Origin of the sequence: Sphingomonas panni (assembly GCF_022664435.1) — a bacterium.
Lineage (GTDB): Bacteria > Pseudomonadota > Alphaproteobacteria > Sphingomonadales > Sphingomonadaceae > Sphingomonas > Sphingomonas panni.
In genome coordinates, this window is record NZ_JAKREU010000008.1 from 54,875 (window position 1) to 70,328 (window position 15,454).

Below are 15,454 nucleotides of genomic sequence, written 5' to 3' on the forward strand. Positions count from 1 at the left end.
AGGCAGCGCCGGCAGCGAGGTTGCCCAGCGGGTGCGCTGTTACTCGGCCGCGACCAGGTGGTCGGTCGTGTCGTCGTTCTGGTTATCCGGGTGCGGGACCTCACCCGTGACACTGCCGTCGTCGGCCTCGGCGGTCTCGTCATCCTCGGTGGGTTCACCGTCCCCGTCGGCGATCAGTGCGCCAAGATCGTCGTCTTCGCCTTCGCCGTCGGCGTCGCCGATGAGCCCCGCAAGCTCGTCCTGGCCATCGTCCGCGGCCAGCTCGTTCGACGGCTTGTCATTGAACCGCATCGCCGAGGGCACCCAGGCGAGCGCCTTGTCCTTGATCTCGGTTTCGACGATCGCGTCACCGGCGAACAGCTTCTGGCACGACGCCGAGATGTCCGGCTTCTTGCTGCTCGCGTGACGGCTCGTCAGCGCAGGACCGCCGACCTCGTCGAGGAGCGACAACAGCGCGCCCTTGGGAACGCGGTCGAAGAAATTCTCCGACGTGGGACGCCACCAACTGGCAACGTCGATCTCGAGGATCGTGGCGAGGCGGTTCTGGAGCGGGATCTGCTGGGTGGCGCCGTAGCCTTCCTTCGCCTCGAACGACGTCGCGACGATCCACGCCATCCAGGCCGCCTTCGTCTCGTCGGCCAGCACTCGGAACGCCTCGAAGCGAGCGACCTTGTCGGTTGCCTCGGTCCAGGTCGCATCCAGACTGTCGTGGACCTCGGCGAGATAATCTCGCGCACGCGAGTTGGGCACGTTATTCGCCAATACCGGATCCTGCGGCAGCGCGGCGCGGATCGTCGTGCCGTTGCCGGTGCCGCGATGGCTGCGTGCTTCGATCATGGCGAAGATCATATAGTCCAGCGCGAGACCGGGGTTCGCCTGCAATGCCGCGCCGAGCACGTCGCGACGCTGGATGGCGAGCTGATCGAGGAGCACCTGGCTCATCTGCTTGCCGCCGGGGGCGGCGCGGTCGGGCTCGACGATCGCGGTGGTGCTGCCCCGGAAGCTCGACCGTCCAGTGCCCTCCTCGATGCGGAAGGTCGGGGTCTGGATACCACGCGGCGTGACCTCGCCATCGTCATCGCTGGTCGCGTCACCGTGCTCACCATCAGCCTCGCCAGCGACGTCATCGATCGCATCGGGCTCGACCATCGTGACCGTCAGAGGCGTCTCGCTGTAGAAGGTGTCGTCGAGCACCATCTCGCCCGCGTGCGACAGCGTGAGGAACGTGCCGACACGCGACGCGAGTTCGGGAGGCATCATTACCGGCCGATTTTCGAGGGCATGCAGTTCCGCAGCGAGCGCGTCGTACTGCTCCTCGATCGCGATGTACGCCTCGTCAGCCAACGTGCCGCTTTCGAGCTGCTCCTGCAGCGGCTCCAGCAACGCCTCGATCTCGACGGCGCGGGCGCCCTGCTCCTCGGTCATCGGCTCGGTCGGCAGGGCCACCGGATAGAGGCCGCGGGCGGCATCGTAGGTGCTGTTCGATGCGACCGGTCGGATCCAAGCCAGGCCGCGCTCGTCGCCGATGCGCTTCGCTTCGGCTTCCATCTTCTCGGCCGCGAGCTTCTGGACGATTTCGGGGTTCGACCAGCGATCGTCACCCTCGCTGAAGAGCTCGCGCTCGATGATACCGCCGGCGGCTTCGTAGGCGTCCGCGCCGACAAGCAATGCGACCGGATCGTTGCTGCGCATGTCGTCGTTGGCGATCATGCGACGGATCATGTCGGCGTTGTAGTAGCTGCTGTTGCCGTAGGTATTCCAGACCTTCAGCTGGCGGTCATGGCTGGCCGTCGAGCCGTATGCCTTGGCCATCTCGAGGCTGATCTTCTCGTCGGCGAGCGCATCGAAGATCGGCTCGGCGAGGTCGGCAAGCCGCAGGCGCCCTTCCACGAAGCGGCGGGTCACGCCGAACCGACGGGCAATACCATCGATGTCGCCGCCCTGAGATTGAATGATCTGGAAGCCGCGGCACTCGTCAGCCGGGTTCATCGCGTCGCGCTGGAAATTCTCGACCAGCGAGACTTCGGACAGTTCGCTCTCGGGGCCCGTCATCAGCTTGACCGGCACATCATAGTCGTCGGCGTTGATCTCGCCACGTTCGACCAGGAGCATCAGGCCCCGGTAGCGGCTTTCGCCGGCAACGATGCCGAAGTGACCGCGCGGCTTCTTCAGCGGCGTCACGATGAGGTTCTGGAGGATGCCGCGTGCGGAGATGCTCGCGGCGAAGCTCTCGGCCTTGTCGGCACGACGCTTACGGACATTGACGTCGGAGGGGACGAGCTTCGACAGCTTGACGGACTGGATCATGGGAAATCACCCTTATTGCTGAGCATCCGACATTCTCGCCGGACACCTTCTCCCTCCCCCTTCTCTCCCTGGCTCCGGCTGCTTCGGAACGTGACATGTTCCTGGCCCGTTCAGTGTTGCCGCGTGGGCGCTCCGGGCTATGAAGGTGACGTCGCGCCCGCGACCTTCCCCTGACTATCGGGATCCAAGATGAGCGAAGATACGAACCCCGTCGAACTGGCGACCGAGCTGACGATCGCGTGGCTATCAAACCCGAATACACGGACCTCGGCCGACGACGTTCCAGCTTTCCTGAAAGCGATGCACGAAGCGGTCGCGACACTAGGCGCCGGCCCGAATGAGGCGACCGCCGAGCCTGCTGCCGCTGAATATACGCCGGCTGTATCGGTGCGGAAGTCGCTGGCGAGCAAGGACCACATCGTCAGCATGATCGATGGAAAGCCGTACAAGACGCTGCGCCGTCATCTTGCGGGTCACGGCTTGACCCCGGATGATTATCGTCAGCGTTACGGGCTGAAGGCCGATTATCCGATGGTCGCGGAAGCCTACAGCGAAGCCCGTCGGGATATGGCCAAGAAGATCGGTCTCGGACGCAAGCCTGGTCAGAAGCCGGGTGCTGCAGCGGCCGAGGCCCCGGTCAGCAAGCCGCGCCGGACCAAGAAGGCTGCGGAAGCGGCCGAAGCCTGATTGGGTGGCCGGTCCGCCCGTCAGGGGTAGGATCGGCCAACCCTTCATGCCACCTTGAGGAGCTTCTCGAGGATCGTGCTGGCCTCGCCGACCGGTACGAACACGCGCGTCCGATAGGCGATGATCTCCGTGAAGCATCCCAGCGCCTTGAGGTAGGCAAGTTGCTGAGCTGGAGCGCGCTCGATCTCGATCCGCTGCGCACCGTTCACGAAAGAACGGCGGATCGTCATCTCGAACGGCCGAACCACGTCGACGCTGCGGCCCGACAGGACCGAATGTGCGATTGCCTCGACAGGCAGGTCCTCGCTCTTCGCGATCCCCAGCTTGGTGTAGAGCTGGACGACGTGTTGGTCGAACACGAGGCGGCCCAGCCACGAGTTGCCTTGTCCGTCGACGATACGGTTCACCGCGAGATGATCGGACGGGAGTGCCGACCAGATTGGCAGAAGCAGGCCCGTCGCGAGGCGGATCGTCTCGACCTCGGTCTGCCCTGCCAGTTCGGCGACCTCTTCGGCCCACTTGGTCTCGAACGTGGCGCGATCGATCACGTCCCAAGCGGACTCGAGCAGGTCGGTCTCGCCGATATATTCACGCCGGCACGGGCGCTGCAGTTCGAGCCGAGGGATCGGCTGCCCCTGTTCGTCCATCCACGGGCGAGCGTGTAGCTGCAACGCGACTTTGCCCGACCGCCCGTTCATGACAAAGGCCGCATCGCCGGCCCACTGCGCCGTTGTGAGGATGCGCTCCAAGGAAATCGGCGTCTTTTTGCGTGCGATCTCGATGGTGAGGAGATGGGACGTCGCGCCCGAAAGCGGGTCGGTGCGCAGCAGCGTATCATCGACGACGGTAGCGGTGTCCGCGGTGATGGTTTCAACGCCAACGTCGAGCGTGCCCGCTTCCCGGGCTGCAGCGACACGCGTTTCGACGAGCGAGAGGAACTCGTCGAAGATCACGTTCTGCAATCCGATCGGCAGGGCCAGGAGGCGATTGAGCCAGCGCTGGATAGGCGGCAGCTCTTCCTTCAGGCACCCGTCGCTGTCGTAGAGCTCAAGCCCGGTGCGCGCGCAGAAGTCGTCAAGAGTCGTGCTGGTCAGCTTACCTTTGTCGAGGAGGTGGAACCACGTAACGAGCGCGTCCTTGGCGTATTCGCTCTCGAGGTTGTCAGCCGGGTCGAAAAGGTTCTGCCCGCCGGTCTGGCGCTGCCCACGTGTCAGCGCGCCGAGGCTATCGAGCCGTCGTGCGATCGTCGAGGTGAAGCGGAGCTCACCCTTGCAGTCTGTCGTGACCGGTCGAAATAGCGGGGTCGAGGCTTGATGGGTGCGATGCGTGCGTCCGAGCCCCTGGATCGCTCGATCAGCGCGCCAGCCCGGCTCCAGAAGGAAGTGAACGCGCTGCTCTTGGTTCTTGGCGTCGAGGCTGGCGTGATAGGATCGTCCCGTCCCTCCAGCGTCGGAAAAGACCAGCACGCGCTTCGTGCCGGTCATGAAGGCCGCAGCCTCAACCTGGCTCGACCGAGCTGATCGGGTTTCGACCTTCTGGCGCCCCTCGGAGGTGCAAACGAGCCGTTTGGATCGGCCTGTCACTTCGGCGACGTGGTCGGTGCCGAAGTGCTCGATCAAGGCGTCGAGCGCGGACTTGATCGGCGGAAGCCCGCAGATGTGTTCGAGCATGGCTTCACGGGCGGCGATGGCGTCGGGATTGTAGACCGGATTGCCAGCCTCGTCTGCCATCGGCCGCGACCGCGCGGTGCCGGTATCGTCGGTATAGGTTTCCATCTGGCGCGTCGGGAACGCTCGCTGCAGATAGTCGGCGATATACTCGGTGGGCGACAGGTCGATCGTGGGATCGGCGCGCTCCTCTGCCGACATCTGGTTGAGCCGGCGATCGAGGATCGCTTCGGCGGTGGTCACCAGCTGAAGCACGACCGATTGCCCAGCCTTCAGGTGCTGTTCCACCGCGGCGATGACCGTCGGGAGTTTCATCGCGAGAAGGACCTGACCGAAGAACCGCTGCTTGCAGGATTCGAGGCGCGACCGGGCGGCCGCTTTTGCGCCGCTGTTGAGCGTCCCGCCTTCGAGGCCGTCGACGACGTTGGTAAACTCGAGCGCCGCCTCCATGTTCTGATGGATCACGCTCCAGGCCTGCGCATAGGTGTCGTAGATCTCGATCTGCAGCGGCGTCAGCTCGTGCTTGAGGACGTCGTATTCGACGCCTGCGAAGCTGAGCGCCCTAGCCGTGTAGAGCCCGAGCGCTTTCAGATCGCGGGCAACGAGCTCCATGGCAGCGATGCCACCTTTCCGGATCTCGGCGATGAACGTCTCGCGACCGGCGAACGCCGTCTCCGGCCCCCACAAGCCAAGCCGGACCGCATAGGCGAGATTGTTCACGTCGGATGCGCCCGTCGCGGACGCGTACAGAACGCGGGCGTCCGGGAGATGGTTCTGCAAAAGGACGCCGCAGATACCCTGCTGCGACCCATCCTTCTTGCCGAGCGCACCCTCGCCGCCCGCTACGCCGCCCATCTCGTGGGCCTCGTCAAATGCGATGACACCGTCGAAATCAGGCCCCGCCCAGTCTAGGATCTGCTGCAGGCGGCTGCTCTCGGTCCGCATCGAGCGCAGCGTCGGATAGGTGACGAACAGGACGCCCTCTTCGAGGCGGATCGCCTCGTCGATCTTCCAGTTAGAGACCGGCTGCACATCGCCCGCCATACCGCCCAGGGCGGACCAATCGCGCCGCGCATCCTCAAGGAGCGGCTCGTTCTTGGTCACCCAGATGTGGCGTCTGCGGCCCTGCAGCCAGCTGTCGAGAATGCACGCGGCCACCTGTCGCCCCTTACCCGCGCCGGTTCCATCGCCGAGGAAGAAGCCTTTCCGGTAGCTGCGGCCGTCCTCGTTCAGGGTGAGGCCAACGCCCTCCTTGTCTGGCTTGAACATCCCCGGGAGCATCTGCGACCATGCGTGTCCGGCATAAATCACGGTCTCGAGCTGCGACGAGGACAGCATCCGCTCCGAGACGGTGCGCTCGGGAAGGTGCGGGATATGGGCAGGGACCGGTGCCGGGATCGAGCCCATCGCGACCGATTCTACCAGCGCCGTCGGGTGCTCGCCGGCCGCGTCGAAGATGATCCGGCTCGGACGATAGGGAAGATACACTCCGACCTGGTCTGCGAGCGGTGCCGGAGCTGACAGGGTCGTATAGCCGACCGGCAGAACGGCGTTACGAACCGGCTTGTGGTAGGTGCGTGCCACGGCCGGCTTCGCGGTGCGTGCGGCACCGAAGAGACTTACCGCGGCAGCGGGAGCCCTCGCGCTCCGTGCTTCCGACACCAGCTCGGCTCGGGCAGGCATCTCAACCACGTCGAGGAAGTCGAGGACGGAACGACGCTGGATGACGGTGTGCGACGTACCCCCTGCCACCTTGTCGATGACGTAGAGCCGCACCGCGATGTCGGTGCCATGCTTGCGGTAGCAGCTTTCGAGCCGCAGCGACGTGCGGACGGTGCAGCCGGTGAGCACCGCTTCATAGGCAGCTTTCAGTTGCGCGCTCGGCGCGAACCAATCGGGCATGATCGCGACAATCCGACCACCCATCGAAACGCGGCGGATTGCCGCCTGCAGATGGCGGAGTGCCGCGAGATTGTCGGCGCCGCGGCCAATGCTGCGCGAGAACGGCGGGTTCATCAGAACGACGGTAGGCCGTTCCAACGAGGCATGGAGGCTCACGAGCGCAGCCCCATCGTGGCCGGTGATGATGGCATTCGGGAAGACGCTGGCGAGGCGTTCTCGACGGCGCGGATCGATCTCGTTCAGTTGCAGGCCGGCATGATGCGGCACCTGAACCGCAAGCAGCCCATTGCCGGCGCTCGGTTCCAGCACGATGTCGTCCGGTCCGATCGCGGCCATGACCGCTGCGAGCGCGCCGATATCGATCGGCGTCGAAAACTGCTGCAGCTCGATCTGCTCCTCGCTGCGCACGGTTTGCGTCGGGAGCCGTTCCATCAACGCTGCGGCATGCGTCACGCCGGCGATGTCAGCCAGTGGATAGGGCTGCTTGGCGACGTGCAGCGCCAAAGCGTGTTCCAGCATCTCGAAGCTGTCGCGCTGGGTCCAACGGCCCTCCGCGTCGGTGCCTCCGAACGCAGCCGTCATGGCGTTGTTGAGCGCGCGCCGCGTGATCGGCTCGCCAGACGCCAGTGCGAGCGCGATCGTGAGCGCGGCCGGTCGGTCGGTGACAGGCGGCAAGTCGAGGAGGTCGGACATGGAAGGCTCCCTTGGTCATGCTGCCATTCCGGCAGCTCACCGCCTCCCTCCCCCTCCCCTCTCTTTCGCCTCGAGCACCTCCGCCCAATCCTTGTAGGGCGCCGGCGGAAAGTCCGGCACGACGGTCAGGGTGTCGGACGCATATTGTTCGATGCTGCGCGCCACAGCGCGTCGCCCAGCGAGATCGCGATCCGCAGCCAGGATCAGCCGGGTGACCGACGATGGAATGGCCAGAAGGTCGAGTCGTCGTGACCCGAACGAAGACCAACAGGGGAGGCCACGCAGTCGCGACCATGCTTGGGCACTCTCGAAACCCTCTGCGAGCCCTATCGTCGAGGCCAGACCACCGCCACGCCACGCGCCATTGCCGAGGGTCCCGAGCGTCTGCTTCTCGGTGTAGGCGCTCGTTGCGGGATCGATGAAAATCCTTTGGAAAGCGACCAGGCGGTCAGCTTCGCGAACGGCGACGAGCAGTGCTGGCTTGAACACGGTGAGCGGCTTCGGCCCGAGTGGGCAGCGCGGGTGAAAGCGAATGTCGGTCGGCAGCGGTAGCAGGAAGCGCGACGCGAGATAGCGCTCCGCGCAGGTTCCTGGCACGCCACGAGCCTCATTCCATAATCGCTCGATATTGGCGGTGCCTCCTGCGCGGGTCACCTTGGGTGGCTCATAGCGCTGGCCTAGCGGTATGCGGTCGAGCTCGCGCAGGATGTCGGCAGGGTCGCAACCCGCAAAGCAGGTCACAAGGATGCCTCGATCGCCTTGTCGGAGTGACAGGCTTGGCGTCTTGTCCGTATGCGCTGGGCAGCGGCACGTCGCGACGTTCCGGTGCCAAGTTCCCCCGAGCGCGCCGACGAGGTCGACCAGCTTCTGTGACGGACGATTGGCGATCAGGGTCATGCCGGATCCCCCTCGCGTCGCATCGTCTTCGTCAGGCGCGCGATCACATATGCAGCGTCCCGCGCGGCGAAATAGCTGTCGATCGCGTCGTCGTCGTGGAGGGGGACGACATCGGCGTTCGGTTCGGACCGGCTCCGTACATAAGCCGCTAGGGCCGTGCGGGCCGATCGTTCACTGGGATGCACGTCGGTTTGATCGCGACCGTCGACGTCGCGGATGAAGAGCAGGAAGCGTTCCATGGCGAGCGGACCTCGTACCTGGCCGCCTGTACCGGCGAACCATTACCGCAAGGGAATGTCGGGCCACCCGAGCAGCCCATCCTTTCTCCCCCCCTCCGCTCTTCCTCTACCCCTGTTAAATCAGGGCTGATTTCGTATCCGTCCCGTTTACCCAGCGCTAAGCCCAGCCAAGTAGGGTGCTCTAGGAACTAGAATCGATCCGTGCTTGTTTGTCGACGCACGGCCTTAAAAAGAGGTGTGGATGTCTCAGTTTTCGCCAGTCGAGATCGCGAACTGGGTCGCCATCTATCTGGCGGCAGGAATCTGCTGCGGAATCGCCATGGTCATGTCAGTTTCGGTGACGCTTCACGAGATGTGGCAGGCCAAGGTCTGGCAAGATGCCCGCACGATCCGCGGTGCGGCTCTGCTGCTTCCGAAGACATGGTGGCGCTGGCAGAAGCTCTACCTACTTTCCACGCCCGTTACACTTGGCATAGTCTGTTACTTCGCCGCGACGATGAACTGGGGTTGATCCTCAGAGCCTGCAATTATTTAGCGGTCCAACGAGGCTTTTAGAGCCTCATCGCATTGGCGATTTGAATGCCCGCAGCATCGTCCTCGATATCACTCGGGCGTAATGTGAGCAGATCGCCCAGGTGGCGCATGCGCGGGTGGGTCACCGCCTTTGCGGCGAGATAATCGTCGTTGTCGAACCCCATCGCTTCCACAACGAGCGTGCGCAGCTCCCCGGTTTCGCGGGATCTCCCCTCGAGGACGAAGTCCGGACGACATGGGCCATCTGGTGTCATGGTATCGAAGAGCGGCTTTCCGATCGCCAGATCAATTGACTGCGAACGGAGAAGCCGTTGGGCTTCCAAGATCCGCTTGAGGGTTTTCCGCTCGAAATCCGACTCCACCGGAACGAACAGCCGGCCATTGTAAATCGGCTGTGCGTACCCCCGCAGCGGCGCATACCCATGGGCCTCCGGGTACTCGCCGGCGACAACCAGCACGAGGAACGGGCCGCTGATCCTGTTACCCCGCACCGATGGTGACTGAACCCGATTAGCGATTTCCACGGGAGGACCATCGGGCACGTAGATTTTGTGCCCTTGGATCGCGGTCGCATAGAGCAGGACGAAGCCTTGCGGCGCATGCGCCTTTGGCCAGTTTTCCGCGAGGCGTCGCAGCGTTGCATACACGACCTTGGCCTCGAGCGGCCGGGCGTGCGTCCAGATGGCGCGGCCTAACTCGATGCCGGGAGCAATCTCGATCTTTCCCGCCGCGCCGAGGATGGCGGCAAAGGCCTCCTTGATCGACCACTCCGGACCTGCGCCGATCGGCGGGACGCTGTTGGATCCGGCCGTGTCCATTAGCCGCCATAGAAGGCGAGCCAGCCGCGGCGTCGACGCGTTTCGCGTCCGATCGTCGTTGCTGTCTTCTTCCGGCCGTTGCGAGAGCTTCTCCGGCGCGGGCCTGAGCACCTCGAAAAAGCCAGCAGGCGGGTCGGTGGGCGTGTTGGGGGACCGGATCTCGGTGATCCGGTTGGTCACCTGGTCGCGGAAGAACGGGCAGTCTGCGCGATGCTCGGGACGTTTCTCGCTGGTCAGACGTCGAAGATAGTAGGTCTCCGCCTCGGACAGGAACGCGGGTGTGAGGATCGGTGGGGCCGCCTCCGCTCCAAGGCAATTGCAGGCGATCCAGCGGTGACCGATGCGCGCGTTCTGAACGAGCGTGATGCCGGCCTGCTCGTCGTGGAAGGTGCCTTTGCCCACGTACCAGCGTACCAGCGCCTCCCGCAGCGGCTGCGGAAGCTTGATGCGATTTGGACCTTTTCCGTCAGTGTCTCGATGGATCAACCACATGCTCGAAGAGCCTTTGGGCGACGTTTCTTGACCAGTTTCGCCCTCGGCCCCGGTCTTGACAAGGGCAAATCTCTTGATCTCCACTCTTTTAAACAGGGGGTCGAGGAGGTTTTTGTGCAGAAGTTTTACGCCGGTGTGGCGATCGCGAGCGTGGCGCTGGCCACATCTGCTTCGGCCGCGCCTGAAAAGCGCGGCAAGGTTCGGCGCGTTGAGCTGATCTCGATGACCACCGCGTCGGCGCTGCCAATGGCGGAGGGTGATGGCGGACCCGCCGATGACCTCCCAGCACCTGACCTCCCGCCTGAGTTCAAGGTGCACGATCTAAGCCGCCGCTACGTTGAGTTTCGGATGAAGCAGGAGCTCGCGTCGATCTTTCCCGAGGTCAGCGTATCCGACAGCCTGGCCCCGGCTGTAGCGGCGACGTCCTCCATCAGCGTGCCCGATTGGATGAAACCGGGCGTCGGATCGTTTACGGCGCCAGCCTTCGTTCCCGGCTGTGCTCCGCTCGCGTATCGGCCGTCAGGGTTTCTCTCGCGCGAGGCCGAAAGTCGGCGGGCAATTTACTATGGCATGATGAGCTCGATCGCCTGCGAACACGGCATTCCAACTGGGCTCTTCGACGCGATGATAATTCGCGAGAGCCGCTACAATCCAACAGCTCTATCGCCGAAAAACGCCTTCGGCTTCGCGCAGCTGATGCCCGGCACTGCGATGGGGCTCGGCGTGAACCGGTTCGATCCCTACCAGAACATGCGTGGCGGTGCCCGATACCTCCGCCAGCAGCTCGATAAGTTCGGCCGCGTGCAGCTCGCGCTCGCTGCCTATAATGCCGGTCCTGGCCGAGTGCGCGGGGGTCTCGTCCCCCGGATCACCGAAACGCAGGCCTATGTAACCGACATCATCGCCAATTGGTCGAGATTGACCGCAGCGCCTGGGTCACAAGCACTTCGTTCGACCTTGCCACAACCTGCCTATCGCTCGGTCGCACTCGCGCAATTCTGACATCTCAGCGTTCGCGCCCTGCCGATGATCGACGCCAGAAAACGCATGCTCCTTTCGGGAGCAATGCGACGGCGTAGCCGGCGCTCCGACAGTCAGTCTTCGGGCCGCCGTCGAGATGCGCGTTGCGGTTTCGTTGCTCTCGCCGTCAGGCGTGAACGCCTTGGCCGGCTAGGCCAAGTCTTTCTGAGCTAATGATATATGAATCTAGGAGCGGTTGCAGGCCAGGTTGGCACTCGCTCTCTTTGGCATCGATCGCGGCGCCGAGGCGCGCGAGAACCTTGCCTAGTTGGCCGTCGACCGTCGCCAACGCATATTCCCGACGCGACAGTGAGCTGAGCATCGCGGCCGTCTGCTCGATCCGCTCGGCTTCCTGCTGGACGACATCCGCGGGCAAAGGAGCCGGACGCAGCCAGCGCGGAAGGTGAGCCTCGATCCAGGCCGGCATGAGCATGCGGTACGCATTGCTGGTTTGCTTATAGCGTGGTCCAACGCCGTCGATCTCGACGCGTTTGAAGCGACGCTGGGCAAGAACGAAGCCGAGTTCGGTCAGAAGCGCAAGTGCGCGGATGACGGTGCGGCGTCCGATACCGACAGTCTCGGCCAGATACTCGAGGGTGGGGTACACACGGCCTGCTTGGACTCGCGCGATCCTGAGCAATGCCTCGAGGACCGCCAGCGTGTTACGGCTGAAGCGCAGGATAGCGGCCTCCCGCGGTGTCGGCTCTCGTTCTTCGTGCGCGATCCTTGCGCGCAGGTTCGCCCGTCCCGCGCTCAGCGCCGCAGCGCGCTTGTAGATCCGGTCGGTTTCACCTTTGCTGGGACGCGAAAAGAAGGCGTCTTCGAACGTACCAGCCTCGATGCTGTCGCGCCGCACGGGCGCCCCAGTGCGGTGGGTTGCGCCAGATCGCGACGGCTTCCGCTTGAAGCGGGCACCGCCGAGCACGGCCAGAGCCGCCTCTGCCATTGTTATTGCAGCCAATTTCCTGCCCTCACATTGGGCCGGGACCGGGGCAAAACTCGTCCGTGGCGCGAAGCGCGCAACCCTTGAACCGAAGCTCGGAAACCAGTATATCTTGAGCGTTCAACGGCTCTTTCGATGCTTGCCGGCATCGGACATAGCGGTCTCAGGGTGCCCGGCCTCGTGCCGGGCATTCGTTTATGTGGTCACAGCCATTCCCAATTTTTCCAGGCCGCGGACTGCGACCCAGGCGGCCGCATAGTGGCGCACGATAGCCATTCGCGAAACACGCGTGATTCGTGCTTTCGACAACATTAGGCGGCTAATGTTCGTGCTTTTGAAAACACGTAGGCTGCCCCGTCCCGCGCCACGGGACAACAATTCGTGCTTTTGGAAACGCGAGAAGTTGGTGGCGCCGTGTTTGGAGTCGGCTTTCGTCGAATCGAAAACGTCTATGACGAGAGGCGCTTCACCGTGCTCTCTGGAATGATTTTGACGAGGTATTCGCGGACTGTTCGCCCGGCTGCCGTCACCGTTCCGAGACCTTGATCCTCGATCTCAAATCGAAAGCCTGGGATCGGGTCCTCTTTGATGGTTTTCGTAAGTGCGAATTTGAATTGGCGCGAGGATCCTTGGTAGCCCATCTGCAGCCGCAGATCCTCAAGCGGAATGGTAGTCTGACCGTCAACGCACAGCGATCGGGCAACCTCATAGAGTCGACGTTCGACCGGGCCGAGCTGGAAGTAGGTGGATGCGTATTCGAGGACCTGGCGGTCGACCATGATAGCCCGATACAGCCAGTCACAGAGGCGAATTTTGACCGCCTTCAGGCGCTTCACGCCACCTTCGCCCTTGCTGTATTGCAGCTTGGCCTCTTGTAGCCACGAGAAAAAGCCCTCCTCGCCTTCCCCGCCTGCTTCGATGTTGGTCTTGATCTGTGTGCCTTGAAGTCGCTCAAGAGCCTCAGACAATCTTGTGTAGGACCTAGCCGACTTGTTGACGCCGGTGACGCTGAAAAGGTCGTTCGCACTGAAGCTGAACTCCTGCCCAATGGCCTTCCCTGCCTCTACCTTGGAAACCATTAGGCTGGCGATATAGAGCAGGATTTCCTTGTCGTAGATCGTGGCCACCCCTTTTGGTCCCGGCCCGATTTCGATCGAGATGTCACCCTTTTTATAGGTAAGCGGTTGCATCCAGGCCTTCTTCGCCAACGCGAAGAACGGCCATGCCATGAGTGACCGCTCTCCGCGGACTGGTCCGTGGAGAGGACTGTCGAGCAGAAAAAGCTCGCCCTGTTCTTGCTCCGCCATTGTCAACTTACCTTCATGTGTCTCGGCATTCGCCGAGGAGAGCGGATCGGGTTCAGCCGGGATCCCCAGTGACCTCGACGCTCTCGTGTTTTTGATAATTCGCTTCCGGCGCTCTCGCGTTTTTGAAAGCACGAAAATTCGGCCGCTGGCGTTTCCGAAAGCACGAAATCCGACCCCAAAACCGGCTTTCTAGGCCCTGTTTCTGCCGATTTCGGACAGGTCCAGGCCGCCCGGCCGCCCTTCTTCGTGCTTTTGAAAACGCGAGAGGCTGTGTCGGTGTAGCGGTCGGTAAGGGGGGTCTGGATTACGGAAGCGTAAGCCATGCCTTGCCGTAGCACCGTGTCGGCTTCGGCTCAAACGGCATCATCCCCGTTTGCTGATGCACACGGTCCTCCAGCCCGCGTTCAACCTCCCCCTCCCCTTCCGATCCCGGGGGGCGTCAGATGCTCTAGGAGCCCTAAGGGACGCGAGATGGCAGGGCGGCGGGAGGTCTGTCCGGGACGGCGTGGCGGTGGTGACAGCGCCAAAAAAAAGGCACCTGAAGCGGTGCCCAATCCATCATTTCAGTCGAGGTGCCGTTAGAGCCCGTCGGCCTCTCTCTTTCGCAGCCGGAGCCCCTTGCGCTCAGCTAGGTCCGCATACCCTCGCTCGAAAGTCTCACATACCAGCTGCTGGATCTGCTGGCCGTGCTCACCCTTCACGTCGCTTAGATCCAAGCCGCCGATCGCGGACACAGCGTTCGCCAATCTCGGCGCCAATCCGCCGAACATCGTCGCGAGGAATGACGTCAGGCCTGCGGCCTCCTCGCGATCGTCACCCGACATGCAGCCGAGCAGCTCGGTCCCGAAGAACGCTTCTGACTGCGTGATGCCGAGCGCGGCGCAGATCGCCTGGGCCTCGTCCACGCGCATCGGCCGGCGCTTGGCCGTGTCCGAATGCAGGATGCAGTGGAGCCTCGTCCGCTTCATCATCGGCGTTGAAGCCTCGAGCACGCGGAACGTGACCCGCAATTCCTTCATCCTCGCGAGGAGGAAGTCGGCAAGTTCTGGCTTGGCGCTGCTACTGCTTTCGCCAGAATTGTAAGGATTAGACGCTCCCACCTCAGGGCACTCCCCACCCGCTAGCTTCGACTCAGGTACGCCCGAAAATGACAGAATGGCAACCCTGCCGTTAACGTTAATTTCATGTTTCCGAGGTGCTACCTGATTGGAATCACGTTCGTTTCGGTTCTTTTTGCCGCAGCTCGAAAGGCCTGGGCGTCCTCAACGTCCAGCCCCAGCTTATTAATCACCTCCGTCGTGTTCTCCTCAACGATGAAGTCGAAGAGGACCAGTGAAACGGCGGACGCAAAACTTACCGATGATCCGATAACCTCTTGAAGGTCTGGGATCGAACCGTCGATCGCCTCAGCGCTGCTTTCGAGGATCGTCAGTGATAGGCCGACATCGCCATCAGTTGGGATGATCCGCAGATGCTCCTTCAACGAGCCTGGTCGGTAGGTATCCTTGATTTGGGCGGCCGAGGAAGATCGATCGTTGACCACGTCGTTGATCGAAAGAAGTCTCTTCTTCTTGTTCGAGAAAAGGCGGATGCTTTCGGTTACGAGCCGAAAGAACGTTTCCGAGATCTTTAGATCGAAGGCGCGTTCACCCGCCGTCATCTTAGAAGAAGTCCTCACCTTGATAGCACACCCTGAAAAATACCGTCTCCGCGGCGTTTTAGCACCATCGAGTCCGCGTTGTGTAACACAATCAAAGAGCGGAGTCGCATCGCGGGATTAAGGCCTTCGCGCCGCTGTCCTCGCACGCGGACGCGTGTCCGCCAATACGGACAGCTGTCCGCTATTACGGACAGGCGTTCGTAAACGCGGACAGATGTTCGTGGGGGCGGACAAGTCGTCCCGAAGCGCGGGACAAGAGCCTGATTGGTAAGCTGGCAAAGCTCATTT

General features: G+C 62.9%; 12 protein-coding genes. 3 read left to right on the forward strand and 9 right to left on the reverse strand.

Translation table 11 applies throughout. The features are described from left to right. Positions 1 to 39: 39 nt before the first annotated feature. Entirely contained in the window at positions 40 to 2,307 is a 2,268-nt protein-coding gene (locus tag MF609_RS15260; RefSeq protein ID WP_066773340.1) for a ParB/RepB/Spo0J family partition protein, read from the reverse strand. 189 nt (positions 2,308 to 2,496) lie between these two features. Here MF609_RS15260 and MF609_RS15265 point away from each other — a divergent pair, with 189 nt between their 5' ends. Then, entirely contained in the window at positions 2,497 to 2,994 is a 498-nt protein-coding gene (locus MF609_RS15265; RefSeq protein WP_066773338.1) for a Ros/MucR family transcriptional regulator, read from the forward strand. 44 nt (positions 2,995 to 3,038) lie between these two features. On the opposite strand, the gene MF609_RS15270 is transcribed toward MF609_RS15265, so the two are convergent. The 3 genes from MF609_RS15270 to MF609_RS15280 are packed head-to-tail and all read right to left on the reverse strand — an operon-like array spanning position 3,039 to position 8,392. Beyond that, positions 3,039 to 7,256: a strawberry notch-like NTP hydrolase domain-containing protein gene (locus tag MF609_RS15270; RefSeq protein WP_066773335.1), complete on the reverse strand. Its 4,218-nt coding sequence runs from the start codon at positions 7,254 to 7,256 to the stop codon at positions 3,039 to 3,041. Positions 7,257 to 7,292: 36 nt separating this feature from the next. Beyond that, positions 7,293 to 8,153, reverse strand: a complete 861-nt coding sequence (locus tag MF609_RS15275; RefSeq protein ID WP_066773332.1) for a DUF7146 domain-containing protein — start codon at positions 8,151 to 8,153, stop codon at positions 7,293 to 7,295. Further along, positions 8,150 to 8,392, reverse strand: coding sequence for a hypothetical protein (locus tag MF609_RS15280; RefSeq protein ID WP_066773330.1), 243 nt, complete (start codon positions 8,390 to 8,392; stop codon positions 8,150 to 8,152). The genes MF609_RS15275 and MF609_RS15280 overlap by 4 nt, the downstream gene beginning before the upstream one ends. A 241-nt stretch (positions 8,393 to 8,633) precedes the next feature. Between MF609_RS15280 and MF609_RS15285 the strand changes: the two genes are divergently transcribed. Then, positions 8,634 to 8,903, forward strand: coding sequence for a hypothetical protein (locus tag MF609_RS15285; RefSeq protein ID WP_066773327.1), 270 nt, complete (start codon positions 8,634 to 8,636; stop codon positions 8,901 to 8,903). A 40-nt stretch (positions 8,904 to 8,943) separates the two neighbouring features. Here MF609_RS15285 and MF609_RS15290 read toward each other — a convergent pair whose 3' ends face one another. After that, a complete protein-coding gene (locus tag MF609_RS15290) occupies positions 8,944 to 10,236 on the reverse strand; it encodes a hypothetical protein (protein ID WP_066773324.1) in 1,293 nt (430 codons plus the stop codon). Positions 10,237 to 10,263: 27 nt separating this feature from the next. On the opposite strand from MF609_RS15290, the gene MF609_RS15295 reads away from it, so the two are divergent. Next, a complete protein-coding gene (locus MF609_RS15295; protein WP_231728698.1) occupies positions 10,264 to 11,238 on the forward strand; it encodes a lytic transglycosylase domain-containing protein in 975 nt (324 codons plus the stop codon). A 145-nt stretch (positions 11,239 to 11,383) separates the two neighbouring features. Here the strand turns inward: MF609_RS15295 and MF609_RS15300 are convergent, their stop codons facing one another. From MF609_RS15300 to MF609_RS15315, 4 genes are all read right to left on the reverse strand, one after another. Further along, positions 11,384 to 12,202 (reverse strand): helix-turn-helix domain-containing protein, encoded by an 819-nt coding sequence (locus tag MF609_RS15300; protein WP_082731323.1) that lies wholly within the window; start codon positions 12,200 to 12,202, stop codon positions 11,384 to 11,386. A gap of 446 nt (positions 12,203 to 12,648) precedes the next feature. Next, on the reverse strand, positions 12,649 to 13,506 hold the full coding sequence (locus MF609_RS15305; RefSeq protein ID WP_066773312.1) for a replication initiator protein A: 858 nt from the start codon (positions 13,504 to 13,506) through the stop codon (positions 12,649 to 12,651). Positions 13,507 to 14,084: 578 nt separating this feature from the next. Then, on the reverse strand, positions 14,085 to 14,525 hold the full coding sequence (locus MF609_RS15310) for a hypothetical protein (protein ID WP_066773310.1): 441 nt from the start codon (positions 14,523 to 14,525) through the stop codon (positions 14,085 to 14,087). A 179-nt stretch (positions 14,526 to 14,704) separates the two neighbouring features. After that, positions 14,705 to 15,166, reverse strand: a complete 462-nt coding sequence (locus MF609_RS15315; RefSeq protein ID WP_066773308.1) for a hypothetical protein — start codon at positions 15,164 to 15,166, stop codon at positions 14,705 to 14,707. Between the last annotated feature and the right edge of the window lie 288 nt (positions 15,167 to 15,454).